Annotated in this window: 15 protein-coding genes; 4 read left to right on the forward strand and 11 right to left on the reverse strand. The window is 45.9% G+C overall.

Annotation, left to right across the window (positions count from 1 at the left end; genetic code table 11):
* Nucleotides 1–72: 72 nt before the first annotated feature.
* The 11 genes from yajC to ACN6MV_RS24505 form a co-directional block, all read right to left on the reverse strand.
* Nucleotides 73–381, reverse strand: a complete 309-nt coding sequence (yajC, locus tag ACN6MV_RS24455; protein WP_042130502.1) for a preprotein translocase subunit YajC — start codon at nt 379–381, stop codon at nt 73–75.
* A 43-nt stretch (nt 382–424) separates the two neighbouring features.
* Complete coding sequence (gene tgt / locus ACN6MV_RS24460; protein ID WP_042130504.1) at nt 425–1,561, reverse strand: tRNA guanosine(34) transglycosylase Tgt; 1,137 nt, start codon at nt 1,559–1,561, stop codon at nt 425–427.
* 21 nt (nt 1,562–1,582) lie between these two features.
* Nucleotides 1,583–2,611, reverse strand: coding sequence for a tRNA preQ1(34) S-adenosylmethionine ribosyltransferase-isomerase QueA (queA, locus tag ACN6MV_RS24465; RefSeq protein WP_042130506.1), 1,029 nt, complete (start codon nt 2,609–2,611; stop codon nt 1,583–1,585).
* A 9-nt stretch (nt 2,612–2,620) separates the two neighbouring features.
* Nucleotides 2,621–4,723 (reverse strand): SpoIID/LytB domain-containing protein, encoded by a 2,103-nt coding sequence (locus ACN6MV_RS24470; protein WP_419885045.1) that lies wholly within the window; start codon nt 4,721–4,723, stop codon nt 2,621–2,623.
* 32 nt (nt 4,724–4,755) lie between these two features.
* Nucleotides 4,756–5,763 carry a Holliday junction branch migration DNA helicase RuvB gene (gene ruvB / locus ACN6MV_RS24475; protein WP_042130508.1) on the reverse strand — a complete coding sequence of 336 codons (1,008 nt, stop codon included), beginning with the start codon at nt 5,761–5,763 and terminating at the stop codon, nt 4,756–4,758.
* A gap of 35 nt (nt 5,764–5,798) precedes the next feature.
* Nucleotides 5,799–6,416, reverse strand: coding sequence for a Holliday junction branch migration protein RuvA (gene ruvA, locus ACN6MV_RS24480; RefSeq protein ID WP_042130510.1), 618 nt, complete (start codon nt 6,414–6,416; stop codon nt 5,799–5,801).
* Nucleotides 6,413–6,916 carry a crossover junction endodeoxyribonuclease RuvC gene (ruvC, locus tag ACN6MV_RS24485; protein WP_036677679.1) on the reverse strand — a complete coding sequence of 168 codons (504 nt, stop codon included), beginning with the start codon at nt 6,914–6,916 and terminating at the stop codon, nt 6,413–6,415. Before ruvC ends, ruvA begins: the two co-directional genes overlap by 4 nt.
* Nucleotides 6,917–7,169: 253 nt before the next feature.
* Nucleotides 7,170–7,814 (reverse strand): BofC C-terminal domain-containing protein, encoded by a 645-nt coding sequence (locus ACN6MV_RS24490; RefSeq protein WP_419885046.1) that lies wholly within the window; start codon nt 7,812–7,814, stop codon nt 7,170–7,172.
* 191 nt (nt 7,815–8,005) lie between these two features.
* Complete coding sequence (locus tag ACN6MV_RS24495) at nt 8,006–10,132, reverse strand: CocE/NonD family hydrolase (RefSeq protein WP_042130512.1); 2,127 nt, start codon at nt 10,130–10,132, stop codon at nt 8,006–8,008.
* Between the two features lie 11 nt (nt 10,133–10,143).
* Nucleotides 10,144–11,307 carry a dipeptidase gene (locus ACN6MV_RS24500; RefSeq protein WP_419885047.1) on the reverse strand — a complete coding sequence of 388 codons (1,164 nt, stop codon included), beginning with the start codon at nt 11,305–11,307 and terminating at the stop codon, nt 10,144–10,146.
* An 11-nt stretch (nt 11,308–11,318) separates the two neighbouring features.
* Nucleotides 11,319–12,293, reverse strand: a complete 975-nt coding sequence (locus ACN6MV_RS24505) for an ornithine cyclodeaminase family protein (RefSeq protein WP_419885048.1) — start codon at nt 12,291–12,293, stop codon at nt 11,319–11,321.
* Nucleotides 12,294–12,477: 184 nt separating this feature from the next.
* On the opposite strand from ACN6MV_RS24505, the gene ACN6MV_RS24510 reads away from it, so the two are divergent.
* From ACN6MV_RS24510 to ACN6MV_RS24525, 4 genes are all read left to right on the forward strand, one after another.
* A complete protein-coding gene (locus tag ACN6MV_RS24510) occupies nt 12,478–13,413 on the forward strand; it encodes an aldo/keto reductase (RefSeq protein WP_042130516.1) in 936 nt (311 codons plus the stop codon).
* A 516-nt stretch (nt 13,414–13,929) separates the two neighbouring features.
* Nucleotides 13,930–15,120 (forward strand): enoyl-ACP reductase FabV, encoded by a 1,191-nt coding sequence (gene fabV / locus ACN6MV_RS24515; RefSeq protein ID WP_042130518.1) that lies wholly within the window; start codon nt 13,930–13,932, stop codon nt 15,118–15,120.
* A 175-nt stretch (nt 15,121–15,295) separates the two neighbouring features.
* On the forward strand, nt 15,296–16,216 hold the full coding sequence (locus ACN6MV_RS24520) for an aldo/keto reductase (RefSeq protein ID WP_341114625.1): 921 nt from the start codon (nt 15,296–15,298) through the stop codon (nt 16,214–16,216).
* 264 nt (nt 16,217–16,480) lie between these two features.
* The gene (locus ACN6MV_RS24525) at nt 16,481–17,611 is read left to right on the forward strand and encodes a glycoside hydrolase family 88 protein (protein ID WP_419885049.1); all 1,131 of its coding nucleotides are present in this window, start codon (nt 16,481–16,483) and stop codon (nt 17,609–17,611) included.
* Nucleotides 17,612–17,653 lie beyond the last annotated feature (42 nt).

The raw sequence follows: 17,653 nt of genomic DNA on the forward strand, positions 1-17,653 counted from the left end.
AAATGAAAGTCAAAAAAGCGGTGTCCCTCTTAAAGAGAGACACCGCTTTTTATGTAGTTAATACTGATAAAACTATACTTTCTCCTCCACATCCGTCGCAACGGAGTGACTAATGGAACCGCGATCAAAGGTCAGTTTAGTTACATCATTAACCCGTAGAACCACGATATCATCGGAGATTTCCATGATCGTACCGTGAAGACCACCAATTGTGACGATCTTGTCGCCCTTTTTCAAAGCCTTTAACATCGCATTACGAGTTTTGGTCTTCTTTTGTTGCGGACGAATCAGCAAGAAGTAGAATACTACAAACATAAGTACAAATGGACCTACAAGACCTAGTATACTACCTCCACCTGTTGCTGCTGCATATTGAAACATATTTCTCCCCCCTTTCAAAGTACATTAAGGCATTAAATTCAACCTAGAAGCCTTTAAGATTATCATATAATCCGTATTTTGCGAAAAACTCATCGCGAAAATCAAGCAGCCGATCTTCCTTGATGGCTTCACGTACTTTACGCATCAAATCCAACAGGAAGTGTAAGTTATGGTATGTCGTCAATCGAAGTCCGAAGGTTTCATCGGCTTTGATTAGATGGCGCAAATAAGCGCGGGAATAATTCCGGCATGTGTAGCAATTGCACTCCGGATCAAGCGGCCCAAAATCGCGGGCATACTTTGCGTTGCGTACAACGAGTCTTCCCTGACTGGTCATCGTTGTTCCATTTCGAGCAATACGAGTAGGCAGAACACAGTCAAACATGTCCACTCCCCGGATTGATCCTTCCAGCAGTGCATCCGGTGAACCAACGCCCATTAAATAGCGAGGTTTTCCTTGTGGCAGCAGGGGAACTGTATAATCCAGCACTTCATACATTAGCTGCTTGGACTCTCCGACGCTGAGCCCCCCAATAGCATACCCCGGGAAATCCATGGAAGTCAAATCAGCCGCACTCTGACGGCGAAGATCCTCATACATACCACCTTGCACGATAGCGAATAGACCTTGATCATTCGGACGAGCATGACTTTTCAGGCAACGTTCCGCCCAGCGTGTTGTACGCTCCAGTGATTTTTTCACGTAATCATATTCAGCTGGGAATGGTGGACACTCATCGAATGCCATCATGATATCAGAGCCAAGTGCGTTTTGAACCTCCATAGCTACTTCAGGAGACAAGAACTTCTTGTCCCCATTTAGATGAGAACGGAAATGAACGCCTTCTTCTGTGATCTTGCGCATGTCACTGAGCGAGAATACTTGAAACCCGCCGCTATCCGTCAGAATAGGACGGTCCCAGTTCATGAACTTGTGCAGTCCGCCTGCTTCACGAACGATATCATGTCCCGGTCTCAGGAATAGATGGTACGTATTACTCAAAATAATATGAGCATCCATTTCTTTCAGTTCTTCAGGACTCATTGTCTTGACTGTGGCTTGTGTGCCGACTGGCATAAATGCAGGTGTCTCAATCACACCATGTGGAGTGTGGACTCTTCCAAGTCTTGCTCCGGATTGTTTGCACGTTTTGATGTGCTCATAAGTAATTGCTGCCATAAGTTAACCCATCCTCTTACCTTAGTAAATAAACATTGCATCTCCAAAGCTAAAAAACCGGTACTTCTGATTTATCGCTTCTTCATAAGCAGCTAAAATATGTTCCCGACCTGCCAAAGCACTAACCAACATTACCAAAGTTGACTTTGGCAAATGAAAATTAGTAATTAACGCATTGACTACACTAAACTTATATCCCGGATAGATGAAAATATCCGTCCAACCACTACATTCAACAAGCGGACCGCCTTCACATTGTCTTCCTACCGTCTCAAGTGTCCGACAAGAAGTCGTTCCAACTGCAATAATGCGGCCCCCTTGTTCCTTGGTAGCATTTATAGTGTCTGCTGTTTCTTGAGACATTACAAAATACTCTGAATGCATAACATGCTCTTCAACCTTCTCAACAGACATTGGACGGAACGTACCGAGACCCACATGAAGTGTGATATAAGCGATATTTACACCCTTTGCCTCAATCTGTTCCAACAGTTCTTTGGTAAAATGAAGCCCTGCTGTAGGAGCAGCTGCCGATCCCTCATGCTTAGCATAAACGGTCTGATATCGTTCACGATCATCCAGTGTTTCCTTAATATAAGGAGGCAGTGGCATCGTTCCCAGCCTGTCCAAAATCTCTTGGAAAATACCCTGATAAATGAAGCGAAGCGTTCGGCCGCCCATATCAGCCTCGTCCTCGATAACAGCACGAAGCTCATCACTAAAGATGATAACCGCTCCTGTCTTAAGCTTCTTGCCCGGCTTAACAAGCGCTTCCCATCGATCGTCTCCCAAATTCTTTAGAAGAAGCACTTCAGCCTTAGCTCCCGTATCTTCTTTAACCCCAAACAATCTGGCAGGAATGACTCTCGTATCATTCAGAACGAGCGTATCTCCCGGTTGAAAATAATTAATAATATCGGTAAAATGCCGGTGAGCCAGCGCCCCATCCTCCTTATTTACTAGGAGTAGTCTAGAAGAGCTACGGTCAGAGAGTGGTGTCTGGGCAATTAATTCTTCCGGCAAATGAAAATCATATGCGTCTACATTCATGGTCTGTCTTCATTCCTTAACTATAGTAACGTTCTGATAATAGTGTTGCAATATCTGCTTGTAATCATACCCGCTGTCAGCCATGCCTTTTACGCCCCATTGTGACATGCCTAGACCATGACCGTATCCTTGGCCAATGAATAGAAAGCCCGAACTGTTAGTAATCGCTCTGGCTGATGAATCCCCGCCCATCACTACAGTTCCACTGCCGTTTACATTAACCTTACCTGATGCAGAGAGTACACCTGCGCTCTGTGAACTTCCAATCGTGCTAGTAGTACCGTCAGCGCCTAATACAGTATAACTTCCGGCTGGTACAATATCAAACAATGTACTTGGCAATCCATTAAACGCAGAACGGAACATATCAGGATATTTCACATCCAGAGACTGACCATTTGCTTTCACCTGAATCGCTCTTCCAGAAGGACCGCGCTGAGTAACCTGCAAATTAAGAATGCTGGAAGGGAGCGTGCTGGTTGTTTTACCCTGCAAGCTTTTTAGAAGGTCGGCAGAGGTATATGGCCCTTTGATCCAGCTATAGCTGCCGGACTCATAAACTTTATCCAGAACAACTGCATTCTCGCCTGGATTCAACTTACCTACCGCACTTACACTACTTTCAACAGCAGGAAGGGGTCGTACATTGACATCTTTAGTGGTAGCTGTCGCGATGTCCAGTCCCGCTGCAGTTTTATTCCCTGTCAATTTAATGTTATCCTCACGTGCGTATCCTGAGGTGCCATTAGCGAGCAGTAAATAATACCACTTCTTAGCGGTCGCGGTAGCTGCGACATCCTCTTTGCTGGGAACACTGGCGAATGCATCTCCACCATTGCCCCATACCTCCGATGGATCAGCTGTTACACCGCCACTGTTCGAGGAGAACACAGCCTCCACAACTTTGCCACCACTCATCAACACTTCACCAGCAGTAGCATCCACAGCCTTAATAATGACAGGAGCCTCTGATCCAATTCCGTTATATACCTGACTCAATGTAGAATCTACTACATTCGCTACATCAAAACGGTTGCCTTGCGCCATTGCATAGCTTCGGGCGGCGACAGCCTGAGCCTTTAGAGCTTCATCCGGCCAGCTGGAGGAAACCTCTCCTCCAACCACTGCGTACAAATATTGTTCCAGTGGCACTTCATTGATAACCGCTAGAGAGCCTCTCAAATTACTTAGCTCCATATTTCCACGGTAGGTACGCTTGGATCTTTCTTCGAGCTGAATTCCAGCCTCATTGCCAACTGCCAAAAACTTAGCATCATTTCCGGAAACCATATAATGATTAGCCTGTATTTCATTGCTAAAATCAAGCCCAGCATCTACACGCAACATTAACCCGGGTGAAGTCGCAGCAGATCCAGCCAGCTGCGGCAATGCTGCAGACACTGCAGTCTGAACAGCAGCCAAATCTTTATCGTTCGCAGCTTCGCCAACCCATACTTCATACTGAGCGCTGCCATCACTTCCCGACAATAACACCTTCCATGCATCAAAACCAGCAGCTGTAATACTACTCAGAGCACTATCAGCTTCTTGTTCCGAAGAATAGCGACCCGCCGATAAATGCCTATCGCCTTTCACTGCAGGGGTTTGATCAGCAGGAATACCGAGCCCTGCCTTTACTACACGGGCAAGCCCATCCTTGGCAGCAGCTTCACTGGCATAGACCCCTGTATACAACTGGTACACATTGGTTCCATTTCTAGAAATCATAAAAATCTGAGGCTTATCAGAAGTAGACTGAAGCTTTTTAGCCGCATCAGCAGCTGTTTTCCAGCTTGAAATCTCCATTACCTTCACTCTATAACCATCCACACTAACACGAATTCTGCTCTGCGCAGGCACCGATAACAAAGGAGCGCTCCCTGGTTGGTTTGACATCAAAGTAAAGCTTTGTGTTGATTGCATAGTTACTACTGGCACGGTAGATTTATATTTACTACCAATATCGGCATAAAGGGCAACTCGTATCGTACTATTAGAATCGGCATGACTGGCACCCGCAGGGATCAAGAGACTTCCCACAGCAATTGCAGCTGCTAGCAATCCTTTGCTTAGTGGAGCTATACCTCTCCATTTCATCTTCGTATGCTTCATCCAGCATCCTCCTTTTGAATGTAGTTACTGACTCAGTGCTGCTCCGGAGGGAGCGGAAGGCCTAAGTGATGATAAGCGGCCGGGGTTACAATTCTTCCACGAGGACTCCGCTGCAAGAATCCGATCTGCAGCAGATAGGGCTCATAAACGTCCTCAATCGTCTGACTTTCCTCACCAATTGTGGCAGCAATCGTATCCAGCCCTACAGGACCGCCACGAAAGCTTGAAATCATTGCTCTTAACATCTTGTGATCGATACTATCCAACCCGCGTGGGTCTACTTGTAGCATCCTCAGGGCTTCCCCAGAAATCTCAGGGGTTATAATCCCGTCTCCGCGCACTTGAGCAAAATCACGAACCCGTTTCAATAGTCGGTTCGCAATCCGCGGCGTTCCCCGGGAACGAAGCGCTATCTCTTCCGCCGCATCACCGATAATCTCAATCCCTAAAAGATCTGCATTTCGAGCCACAATGTAGCTCAGCTCATCTATCGTATAGTACTCCAAGCGGCTGACCACTCCGAAGCGATCACGCAGTGGCGCTGACAACAGCCCGGCACGGGTGGTAGCACCTATAAGTGTGAAAGGCGGCAGATCCAATCGTACCGAACGGGCACTTGGTCCTTTGCCGATCATGATATCCAGCGCGAAGTCTTCCATCGCCGGATACATAACCTCCTCCACCGTCCGGTGCAAGCGGTGAATTTCATCGATGAACAGCACATCGCCTTCCTGCAGGTTCGTCAGCAGGGCGGCTAGATCTCCCGGCCGCTCTATAGCAGGACCGGACGTGGTTCGTAAATTCACACCCAGCTCATTGGCGATAATGTTCGCGAGTGTTGTTTTACCGAGACCTGGAGGCCCGTAAAGCAGCACATGATCCAGCGCTTCACTTCTCATTTTGGCCGCTTCGATATATATTTTCAGGTTTTCTTTTACCTGATTCTGTCCGATATATTCTCCCAGATAACGAGGGCGTAAGCTTAATTCTACCGCCTGCTCGTCCATCATCAAATTTGCGGATATGATCCGGTCATCCATTCCTATCGCTCCCTTTCTTCAGGATGTGTTCGGCTTTATTTAGCAATGTATAACAGCCCCAGTGCCTTCTTCATTAACACATCTACAGTCCCTGTCTCCGCTCCCTCTTTCTTCATAGCGAGCCACACACGATCCAATTCACTTTCGGTATACCCCAATCCTTTAAGAGCATCTCTAGCTTCTTGCCAAGCTAATCCATCCGCCCTTTCTTCCATCGGCACTGCAAATAATCCCGTTTGCATCGAGGCCATACTGAGTCCGTCCAGCTTATCCTTCAAATCTAGGATCATCCGCTGCGCCGTTTTTTTGCCAATGCCCGGCAGTTTCGTTAGGAAGGTGATATTCTCTTGGTAAATTGCCGAAATCAACTGATCTGGAGTTCCCCCTGTCAGTATTCCGAGTGCAACCTTCGGACCGATCCCAGATACCTCTATCAACTTGCGGAACAATCTTTGCTCCTCCCGAGTCGGGAACCCGAACAGCAGCGTAGCATCCTCACGTGTTTGATAGTGAATATAGATCGTTACAGGCCCTTCTACTTTAGCAAAAGTATAGGGGTTCGGGCAGAACACCCGATAGCCTACTCCTTGTACATCCAGCACCACATATTCTGACTCCAAATGAACGACGGGTCCTCTTAAGAAATCTATCATTTTCGCAATACCTCATTTAATTTAGAATTAAGACTGCTCGAATGGGCATGACATACCGCTACCGCAAGTGCATCCGCTACATCATCCGGTTTAGGGATCGCCGATAATTTCAACAACAGCTTCACCATTTCCTGTACCTGCCGCTTCTCTGCCTTACCATAACCAACAACAGCCTGCTTCACCATCATCGGTGTATATTCCGAGACGGGTAGGCCGCGCTGTACAGCAGCTAATATCGTTACTCCGCGGGCCTGCGCTACTGGCAATGCGGTTGTAACATTACGTGCGAAGAACAACTTCTCTATCGCTACAGCATCAGGTTTATATTTATCAATGAGCTGACCCATGCCTTCATAGACATGCAGCAAACGTTCTTCCTCAGGCGTATGAGCCTCAGTCTGGATACAACCATATTGGACCGGAGTCAACTTATGACCTTCCTTATCTACAAAGCCAAAACCGACAATCGCCAGCCCTGGATCAATTCCCAAAATGCGCAAGCACGATCTCTCCTCTATAACAGGCAGTTTATTCCACCGTTTTCATCCATTACTCCGCAATGAAGCGAACATATGTATTCCTTCAAACCATTATAGCAAAAATACCCCTTCCGGGAGAAAAAAAGTTTACCCTTTGATGCGAAATGACAACTTTAGGCCTACAATGGGAACTTTAAACTTTCTTATATTTGCAAAAAAAAGCTGCCCTATAGCCATTAATAATGACTTTAGGACAGCTCGTATGCTTTTGATGCTATTGCTTGTTCTGCATGACATGTTCGGCAGCCTCACGCGCATAGTCACTGAAGGTGGACAACACGCTGTTGTACTCCTCTATATCCTGCACACGAATGCCTTCATGAAGCTCTTTCCACATATTTTCCGGTAAAGAGGACTTTAAGGAACCCATATCCATTTGAAAAAAAGTCTTCAAAACCTTTTCCTGCACCGGAGGTCCTTTAAATAATTTCAAATTTCCAAAAGCATCGACACCGATATAGGCTTCTTTTTTCGTTAGGGTCGACAGATCATTCACTTTTTGTTCCAGCCACAAATCTCCCTCGGTGCTGATCCAACCGTTCCAAGCAGGGTGTTCGTTAATAATTTTCTTAAGCTGAAGCGGGTTCTTTACACCCGGCAATGTCTGAATTTCTTCCCCGGATACATACGATATTTTTAAATGAACGGTTCTACTGAGTCCGCTTTGAGTGATTGTCTGCAACAGTTGTTCGTTATTTAAAGCAGCCTTCTCTTTCTCCTCACCGCTGTCCACGCCTACTTTAAACACAGCTGCGGCCAATTCACTTTCAGTACTATCCGCCAAGCTAGAATTCGTCAGCAGCCCACTGATTTCCTCAGGCACCTGCATACTGCGCCAAGCTAGTAAAGTAAAAGCCACACAAGCTGCTCCTACCCAAAGCGCTTTTTTCCAACGTCTCCATCGCTGCCAAAGTTGTTTTTTTATGCGCGACACGTTAATCCCTTCATTCTGGTTTTTCCCTATTGTGACCTGAGAAGGGATCATTTATGCGCTTTTCTGTGAATAATCGATATTTTATTACAATTACAAGGTTGACCTTACAGTATAGTTCAGGCGTTAGGAATAACCGGCAGCTTCACATGGCTTGGATATTCACTATTATGGTAAACCGTCTGCAGCACTGTAATCGCCTCTGTATCTTCATACGGGTTACCGCCAGTATTCGTATTAGGGAAAGCAACGAATTTACTGGACGAGGTAATCGAGAAACGAATTCGGTGTCCTACCGCAAATCTGTGAGCAATATTCGGCATGAAAATATCGTATTCCTCCACTTGGCCAGGAGTGAGCAGTTCTGGTGCATCAAACCCGTGACGATATTTTGCTCTGACAATATAGTTAGATAACCTGATAGAGTCTCCTTGTTCATTTACATCACTAAGCGTAACTACCCAATCCGTATCCTTACCTGTGCTGGCAGCGTAGATGATAGCAGACAATTCGCCAGCTATAGTTAATTCTTCTGTCAACACCTCACTAGTGTACACAAGAATATCATTTCGCAGCTCATATTTTCTCAAGTTTTCAGGCTCTCGTTCCCCGCTATCATCCATAGGATCATTTGGGTTATAGACATAAGTATCTTCTGGTGAATGCTCCTCTGGCGCTGTAAGCAGCTTCCCATCTCCTTGTCCTGAATTAGCCCGGCCACCACTGGAAAGGTAAAACGGCGTAGTTGTTGCTTCAACCGGTGTCCAATCCTCCGATGTTCTCCACTGATTCTCACCAACGACATAATAAGAGGCTCTAGGCTCCTGATCTATTCCGTTCGGAATGCCTTTGAGGAAGCGGTCAAACCAGCGCAATACAGAAACATCATAATCATAAACCACTGCATCATTGCCGAAGCTTACACCCTCATAGTCTCTGGCCCGGTTTGGACCATGCTCCCAAGCTCCTAAACGGATTTTGCGATTCGGCACATCATGTTCAGTCAGCATTCTCCAAGTCTCCGATACACCAGGGCTGTCACCGTCATACCAGCCTGAGATTACATACATAGGGACCTGCACCTGATCCCCACGCACTGTAAAGGTACAGTTTCTCCAGAAATCATCATACTCCGGATGCTGGCTCCATAGATCCCATGGTCCGGATGCTTTACCGATCATTTGTTGAGGAATCTCCTTAATCGGTCTTGCATCGACGGCCGCTTCTGGGTTCACCGTAATGCCCCCAAAAATATCAAAATCCGTTCGGGTGCCTACAGATTGTGCAAGCGTCCAAGACAAGAGTGGCCAAGAGCAAAGCGTTCCACCCTTACGCGCCGTATCTACAAACGGTGAGCCGACATTCACTTCATCCACAACAGCCTTTAAATTGGGATGCCCGCTGGTCGCCGCTGAGACAACCACAAAGCCCAGATAGGACGCGCCCCACATGCCAACATTTCCGTCCGACCATTCCTGCGCGATAATCCAATCGATCGTATCATAGCCATCATCCCGTTCATTATAAAAAGGGATCAATTCCCCTTCCGAATCCGCCCGGCCTCTAACGTCCTGCGACACCACGGCATAACCTTTGTTGGCCCATCTCATAAAAATCTCTTTTTTCCCGTTACGGTCATAACAGGTTCTTACCAGAATCGTCGGAAGCTTGGTTCCCGGCTGAATGCCTTCAGGTAGAAATACATCCGTCGCTAATCTCACACCGTCGCGCATCGGAATCAGATCCGTACCCAAATCATTCACACCATACTCTGGTTTGGACAAAAGGGGATCATCATAAACAACCAGAGGCGTCAGCTTCTCATATCCTGCTTTAACAATCAGCTCGATGCCATACCGATTCGGCGTAAGAAAAGCAATAATCTCACCGTCCAAGGTCACGATATCCAGTGCCGTCTCATTTCGCAGCGCCCATACTTGTGAAGTAAGCTCACGGCCATCCATTACAGCCTGATACTGAATATGCTTTTGATAAAGATCACCGTTACTTAGAACTACCTCATCATTGACCCATTTTGCTTTAGCATAAGCGTCTATATGTTCATGGATTTTCTGAAATGGAAGAACGGTCTTGAACTGGCTATCCAACACGTTGTACTGCATTTGTGTTCGTCTACGTGGATCAACCTTGGCGAGCATAATCTGTTGTTCCGTAAAATGTATTTTCCCTGAATAAATGCCCGAACAGTAGAAGTTAAATGTAGTTGTGTTCAAATATGTTGTCATCTATTTATCCCCTATCCCCAAATTTCTTCAAATACGCGCAACCAGTTGCCACCCATGATTTTTGCAATATCCTCATCCTTATAACCGCGAGCCACTAGACCTCTAGTAAAGTTGATAAAATAACTATATTTTTCAAGCCCAGCAACGGTTTCAGTAGAAGGTCCGTCTCCTTTGGCGAAACCTAGTTTAGGTGCGATATGTTCTTTAAAATAGATCAAAGACCAGAGCACATCACTCATCGGCCAATCCGTCCCAATTCCGACATGATCTACGCCTACAAGCTGGATTACATATTCGATATGATCCAGCACATGATCAATAGTTGTATGATTAGGGTCTTCATGAACAAACCATGGCATAGCAAAAATACCGATCACTCCACCTGTCTTAGCGATCGCAATGATTTCCTCGTCACTTTTGCAGCGCATATGCGGATAGATGGCCTCTACACCTGTGTGTGAAGCAATAACCGGAGTCTTAGAATACTGGCAAGCATCGAGCGTGGTCTGTTTTCCGCAATGTCCCGTATCTACAATGATCCCCAGCTTGTTCAGACGCTCAATGAACCTTTTTCCATAATTCGTAATCCCAGCGTTCGACTGTTCTGCACAACCTGCACCAACCTGATTCTGATTGTTATACGTTAATTGTAGAATTCTCAAGCCAAAATTATGTAACACATCTAATAGATCCAGATTCGTACCTAGACCATCCGTTTCTTGCGCCGTGATAATACCCGACTTATGGCCATTACGCTTGGCTGCACGTATGTCTCCTGCGGTTAAAGCTTTAACTAACCAATCTGCGGAGTCGAACTGAAGCTGAACTTCAGCCATGCTAGTGATCATGCTTTCTAAGGATTCTAAATGAAGTTCCCGGTTCCCCGCGGTAATTCCTGATTTATACCATTCACTTTTATACTCTGGGATCTCACCGCTGGCCGACAGCTTAGTGATCATTTTAGCTGGCATACTGCTGTATACCATCGGCTCATCTTTATAGGGCTCACACAGCTCTTTAATTTTTTCGGACACAGATTCTGGAATTGCGCTTGGAGATAAGGGTCCTTGAAATAGCAAATCAATATTAATGTTCTGCTCATGTAAACGTATGGCCCGCTCTTCTTCTAGCTCCGTCAACTTGAAATCATACAAACCTTCATATGTGCTCATCATGTGGTCGCTCCTTAAAATGCAATTTCAATCCCTTTTTGTAATCTAATTGCTTCATTATAAATGAAGTTAGCTGCTGCTAAATCCTCTATGGCAAGTCCTAGTCCTTTAAAAAGAGTGATCTCATCAGCTGTAGCTCTGCCCTCGATACTCCCGCTGATCAGTTCACCCATTTCACCGATGATATGGCCTGAAGTGATCACGCCTTCGTTCAGCGGAATTAAATAATCCCCAGATTCATTATGCGTGGATTCCAATCGGTCTACATACAACTTAGCTAACCGGACGGCCTCCGAATCCAGCTCACGATCCGCTGGTCTGCACGCTCCAACCGCATTGATGTGAACACCGGACTTCAGCCATTCTCCTTTAAGTACAGGCTCTGTGGATGCTGTTACGGTACAAATGATATCTGCTGGGCTGACTGCCTCTTGTACAGACTCAGCGACAACGATCTCTATACCATATTTACGGCTCATCTCTGCTTGGAAATCTCTTGCTTTTGCAAGTGTCCTACTCCAAACTCTGACCTCACGTATGGATCGAACCAGCAGCATCGCTTCCAGATGGCTTTTGGCTTGTTCGCCCGTACCAAGAATGGCAAGCACTTCAGCATCTTCTCTGGCCAGATAACGAGTGGCTACTGCGCTAACAGCCGCTGTGCGAATTGCCGTAATCTTTAGTCCATCTACTACGGCTTTCAGAACACCGGTAATAGAATCGAATAGCGTAACAAGTCCTTGATGGGAAGGTAGACCTGAGCCATGATTGCTTGGGAATACACTGATGATTTTGGCTCCTGCTACTTCTTCACCCTGCAAATAGCCCGGCATTAAGCCAATCAGGTTGCCTTGGTGCAGCGGGAGTACTTGTCTTAAGCTCTGTACAGCTTGTCCAGCGGACAAGTCCTTCAAAACAGATTCCATCACTGTGATGCAAGACTCCATTGCTAATAGCTCAGTCACTTCATTTTGATTAATGACTAGCATAAGACAACCCTCCTTTACTTCATTGTGAGAACAAATATGGGAATGCAAAATTATTCTTTATATCATAACTTATACGCTTTAATTATTCATGTATAAAGCTGGAAGCCATGAATTTGTTTTACCACGAGCCATTAGCTATACTTAATATAGTTCATATTCTATTTTAAGGAGCTGACGATTGATTATGTCTAGTAAAATAACTTTAGGTAGAACAAATTTGCAGGTACTCCCTCTCGGACTGGGTGCCAATGCTGTTGGTGGGCATAATTTATTTCCCGGCTTAAATGATGAGACTGGTAAAAACATCGTTCGCAACGCTCTTGATCATGGGATCAATTTCATTGATACCGCATATATTTATGGTCCAGGTAGATCTGAGGAACTGATTGGAGAAGTACTGAAAGAAAGAGGCGGCCGTGACAATGTGGTCATCGCTACTAAGGGTGCTCACAAGATTACTGGTGATAAGGTTACAATCGACAACTCTCCAGCTTTTCTAAGACAATCTGTAGAAGACAGCCTGAAACGCCTCCAGACCGATTATATCGATCTTTACTATATTCATTTCCCGGATGAAAGCACACATAAAGATGAAGCTGTTGGCGAGCTTAAGAAGCTGAAAGATGAAGGAAAGATCAGAGCAATTGGGGTCTCCAACTTCTCCATTGAACAGCTGAGAGAAGCCAACAAAGACGGGCATGTAGATGTTCTTCAATCCCACTACAATTTATTGCAACGTGATGCGGAAAAAGATTTGCTCCCTTATACACAGGAGCATGGTATTTCCTTCGTGCCTTATTTCCCTCTTGCATCCGGCCTGCTTGGCGGTAAATATAAGCAAGGCGATACATTCAGCGACATTAGAAAGAACGACCCACTGTTCCAAGGGGAGACTTTTGCTAAAAACTTGGAGAAAGTGGATAAGGTTCGCCAAATTGCCGATGCCAAAGGTGTTGAAGTCGCTCATGTGGTGCTCGCATGGTATTTGACTGTACCTTCTATCGACGCACTTATTCCCGGTGCTAAACGTCCAGAGCAGATCGTATCGAACCTGGAAACGCTAAAGGTTCAACTGTCATCTGAAGAGATCAGAGCGATTGATTCAATCTTTAAGGCGTAATAACGCCTTATAACTAAAGTAAGGGGTTGTCCCAGAAGTCATGAAATGGCTACTGGGGCAGCCCCTTTTTGCTTTGTTCTATTATTTGAGCGGTTTGATTGGTTTGTTACGTTCATTGCGCTGCATTTCATTCGTTGGATTCGTTGGAAGAACATCTTTAACTAACATGCCCACATGCACAGCTGCAATCGGACACAGCTGACCTTAAACAGAGCATGATTACATATTTGGAATCCTAACGGCCCCCATAGCCGCTCTTGGCATGTAATACATCCAATAAGGACCTTTTTCTAAAGAATAACGTCAGTGAGGTCCGTAAATCGCAGTGGATGTATTAAGTTTCAGCGGTGCAGCCTGCCAGCGAGCCACGGAGTAGCGATCCTTGTCTAACCGCTAAAAACTCAGAGTAGTGTTTCTTATTTAATATCCTAAATTCTTTGTATTAGTAAATATTGTTTGCTATACTTTCTCTGTGTATCAGTAGACTTAAATTTTTATACAAAGGGGAATTCCTTGATGATTATTCAACCTAAAACACGCGGATTTATATGCACAACAGCCCATCCAGAGGGATGCGCCAAACAAATAGAACAACAAATTGAATATGTAAAAGCACAAAAGAAAATTGAGGGACCTGCGAATGTACTTGTCATTGGTGCTTCTACCGGATACGGACTAGCTTCTAGAATTTCAGCTGCCTTTGGTGCTGGCGCCAATACCATTGGTGTGTTCTTCGATAAAGCTGCGGAAGGTCAGCGTACCGCTTCTGCAGGCTGGTATAACTCCGCTGCCTTTGAACAACAAGCAGCAGAGCTTGGGCTTAAATCACACAGCATAGTTGGCGATGCCTTCTCTGATGCTATTAAAGAAAAGACCATTGAATTGATTAAAGCTGAATATGGCACTGTCGATTTAGTTATTTATAGTGTCGCTTCACCTCGTCGTACCCATCCGGTAACAGGAGAAACCTTCTCCTCCGTAATTAAACCAGTGGGAACAGCTTATTCGAATAAAACCTTGAACTTCCACACAGGTGAAGTATCCATGACCACTATTGAGCCTGCTACGGAAGAAGAGGTACGTCAGACAATCGCCGTTATGGGCGGTGAAGACTGGAGAATGTGGATCGATCAGCTTCAAGCAGCTGGTGTCCTTGCAGACGGTGCTACTACCGTTGCTTACTCCTACATCGGACCTGAAATCACTCACCCTATCTATCGGGACGGAACCATTGGACAAGCCAAGCATGATCTGGAACAGACGGCGATCCAAATGAATGACCTTCTTGCGTCAAAAGGCGGACGTGCCTTTGTATCCGTTAATAAGGCGCTTGTAACACAGTCCAGCTCAGCGATTCCTGTAGTGCCCCTTTATATCTCTGCACTTTACGAAGTGATGAAGGAAAAAGGCCTGCATGAGAACTGTATTGAACAAATGTACCGCTTGTTCTCTGAGCACCTATACGGAGAAGGCAAGGCTACTACTGATGGAAGCTGCCTGATTCGTATTGATGACTGGGAAATGCGCGAAGATGTGCAGACTGAGGTTATGAAACGTTGGGACGAGCTGACAACTGAGAACGCTGCCGACCTAGCTGATCTTGAAGGCTACCGCCAAGACTTCTTCAATCTATTTGGCTTCAGAACAGATGGCGTAGACTACGAAGCTGATATTGATCCGAATGTCGACATTCCTAATATGGTCTAAATGCTAATGAGGTGGTCCGCAAAAGTAGTGAATTCTACTGATGTGGCCGCCTCTTTTATTTTTCTAAGCATACCTTTCAATACGACACAGGATATATTGGCTTAGCCTCCCTCTATATGTTATGGTTTGATAGAATACTGCAAGTTCTACTTACATTCGAAGGAGTGAATCACTCATGGTTAAAAAAATTAGTGTAGCGAATGGTGTACTAGACGTATCCCAAATTTCGCTTGGCTGTATGCGGATCGCGGATTTGTCTGCAAAAGAGGCTGATACACATGTACATAGTGCGTTGGAGCTCGGAATAGACTTCTTTGATCATGCTGACATTTACGCAGACGGCAAAGCTGAAGAAGTATTCGCAGGAGTACTTCAGAATAATCCTGGTATGCGTGAAAAAATGCTGATCCAAACCAAATGCGGAATCCGCAAGGGCTATTTTGATTTCTCTAAAGAGCATATTCTCCAATCCGTGGAGGGCAGCCTTAAACGCTTAAAGACCGATTATATCGATGTGCTCCTGCTTCATCGACCCGACACGCTGTTCGAACCTGAAGAGGTGGCTGAGGCTTTTGACATTCTGGAGAGCAAAGGATTGGTCAAGCATTTTGGGGTGAGCAACCAAAACCCGCTGCAAATCGAGCTACTCAAGAAAAATGTTAAACAACCACTCCTGTTCAACCAGCTGCAATTGAGTATAATGTTTACGGGTATGATTGATACCGGCTTCAATGTAAATATGACTAACTCCGGTTCGGTTGTCCATGATGGCGGGATTTTGGAGTACAGCCGTCTACATGACATGACCATTCAGCCATGGTCACCTTTCCAATACGGCTTCTTTGAAGGTGTGTTCTTGGATAACGACAAGTTCCCTGAATTGAATGAGGTCATTAACCGCCTAGCTGCTGAAAAAGAGGTGACCAATACTGCTATTGCCATCGCCTGGATTCTCAGACATCCGGCAAATATGCAGCCTGTTGTCGGTACAACCAATACGCAGCGATTGCGGGATATTGCCAAGGCTTCTGATATTACGCTCACCCGACCAGAATGGTATGAAATATACCGAGCTGCCGGCAATATACTTCCATAAGTATAAAAAACCACGAAATACGTTAATAACGTACCTCGTGGTTTTTCTTTTTGGATGGACTCTCAGAGATTTGAAGCCTGCACAAATTGATTAAGAGTCAACTGCTCTGCCAACTGGGGGCGGACAACGGTTATACTCCATAAATCAAAGCTTAGACACTCCCGTTCTTAACCGCAATTCAGCTAACCATTTGCACAACAAATCAATAGAACACTAGGCATATAATGAACATAATAACAATTTAGCAATACTATGGAGGTTATTATGAACTGGAAATCGGCGATTGAACACACGCTCTCCACCACCCGTCTTAACATTAAGCGCTTTGGTGACTCTTTTCCAATTGTAAGCCTGGGAGACGGCAAATATCATTTAACTGACCATACCGGCTGGACGGAAGGATTCTGGTCAGGTATTTTGTGGCTGAGCTATGAATACAGCAAAGACCCGGAGATTCACGCCGCAGCCATCCAAACGGTTGATTCTTTCAAGAAGCGCATGGAAGCGGAACAGGAGCTCGATCACCATGACATCGGCTTTCTGTATTCGCTGTCCGCCAAGGCCCGCTGGATCGTTGATAAGGATGAAGAATCGCGTCTGCTGGCGTTGCAGGCAGCAGACATTCTAATGAAACGCTGGCGCTCTGTCCCGCAGCTGTTTCAAGCCTGGGGACCGGAAGGCGATCATGATAACGGAGCCCGGATTATTATTGACTGCCTGATGAATCTTCCGCTGCTCTATTGGGCAACCGAGCAGACCGGAGACAGCAGCTATGCGGATTACGCGAAGATTCATGCCGAGAAGAGCCGACGCTTCCTGGTGAGAGGAGATGATTCCTCCTTTCATACTTTTTATTTCGACCAACTGACGGGCAATGCCATCCGTGGAGGAACCGCACAGGGCTATCAGGATGTTTCAACTTGGACACGGGGACAGGCTTGGGGTGTCTATGGCTTTGCCTTAGCCTACCGCTATTTCAAAGAGCCGCATTATCTGGAAACCTCCATAAGAATGGCCCGATATTTTTGGGAGCATCTTCCTGCTGATCATGTTGCGTATTGGGATTTCGATTTGCCGCAGGAGGATTCCACGCCCCGCGACAGTTCGGCTTCCGCCATCTTTGTGTGCGGACTCCTGGAGTTGCTGGAACATTTGCCGGAGGATGACCCGCAGCGGGCATTGTTTGGTGAGGCCGTAGAGAAGTCTATGGATTCCCTGTTGAACCGCTACTTTACCGCAGGCAGTCCATCTGAAGAGGGTTTCCTGCGGCATGGCTCCTATTCTGTCAGAGGAAATTCATCTCCCGATGATTTCATGATCTGGGGTGACTATTTCTTTTTGGAAGCGCTGCTGCGTCTGCAGAAAGGTGTTCCGGGATATTGGTATGAGCACTAAAGTGATTACGCATCAGCCCCCCGTGTCACCCGTGGCTCATAT

This window comes from Paenibacillus sp. B-A-8, from assembly GCF_048572915.1.
Classification (GTDB): Bacteria; Bacillota; Bacilli; order Paenibacillales; family Paenibacillaceae; genus Paenibacillus_AQ.

Coding starts and splice junctions, on each gene's coding strand:
- queA (WP_042130506.1), bottom strand. CDS start 2,611: ATGAATGTAGACGCATATGATTTTCATTTGCCGGAAGAATTAATTGCC.
- ACN6MV_RS24520 (WP_341114625.1), top strand. CDS start 15,296: ATGGTTAAAAAAATTAGTGTAGCGAATGGTGTACTAGACGTATCCCAA.
- ruvA (WP_042130510.1), bottom strand. CDS start 6,416: ATGATAGATTTCTTAAGAGGACCCGTCGTTCATTTGGAGTCAGAATAT.
- ACN6MV_RS24500 (WP_419885047.1), bottom strand. CDS start 11,307: ATGATGAGCACATATGAAGGTTTGTATGATTTCAAGTTGACGGAGCTA.
- ACN6MV_RS24505 (WP_419885048.1), bottom strand. CDS start 12,293: ATGCTAGTCATTAATCAAAATGAAGTGACTGAGCTATTAGCAATGGAG.
- fabV (WP_042130518.1), top strand. CDS start 13,930: ATGATTATTCAACCTAAAACACGCGGATTTATATGCACAACAGCCCAT.
- ACN6MV_RS24495 (WP_042130512.1), bottom strand. CDS start 10,132: ATGACAACATATTTGAACACAACTACATTTAACTTCTACTGTTCGGGC.
- ACN6MV_RS24510 (WP_042130516.1), top strand. CDS start 12,478: ATGTCTAGTAAAATAACTTTAGGTAGAACAAATTTGCAGGTACTCCCT.
- yajC (WP_042130502.1), bottom strand. CDS start 381: ATGTTTCAATATGCAGCAGCAACAGGTGGAGGTAGTATACTAGGTCTT.
- ACN6MV_RS24470 (WP_419885045.1), bottom strand. CDS start 4,723: ATGAAGCATACGAAGATGAAATGGAGAGGTATAGCTCCACTAAGCAAA.
- ruvB (WP_042130508.1), bottom strand. CDS start 5,763: ATGGATGACCGGATCATATCCGCAAATTTGATGATGGACGAGCAGGCG.
- ACN6MV_RS24525 (WP_419885049.1), top strand. CDS start 16,481: ATGAACTGGAAATCGGCGATTGAACACACGCTCTCCACCACCCGTCTT.
- tgt (WP_042130504.1), bottom strand. CDS start 1,561: ATGGCAGCAATTACTTATGAGCACATCAAAACGTGCAAACAATCCGGA.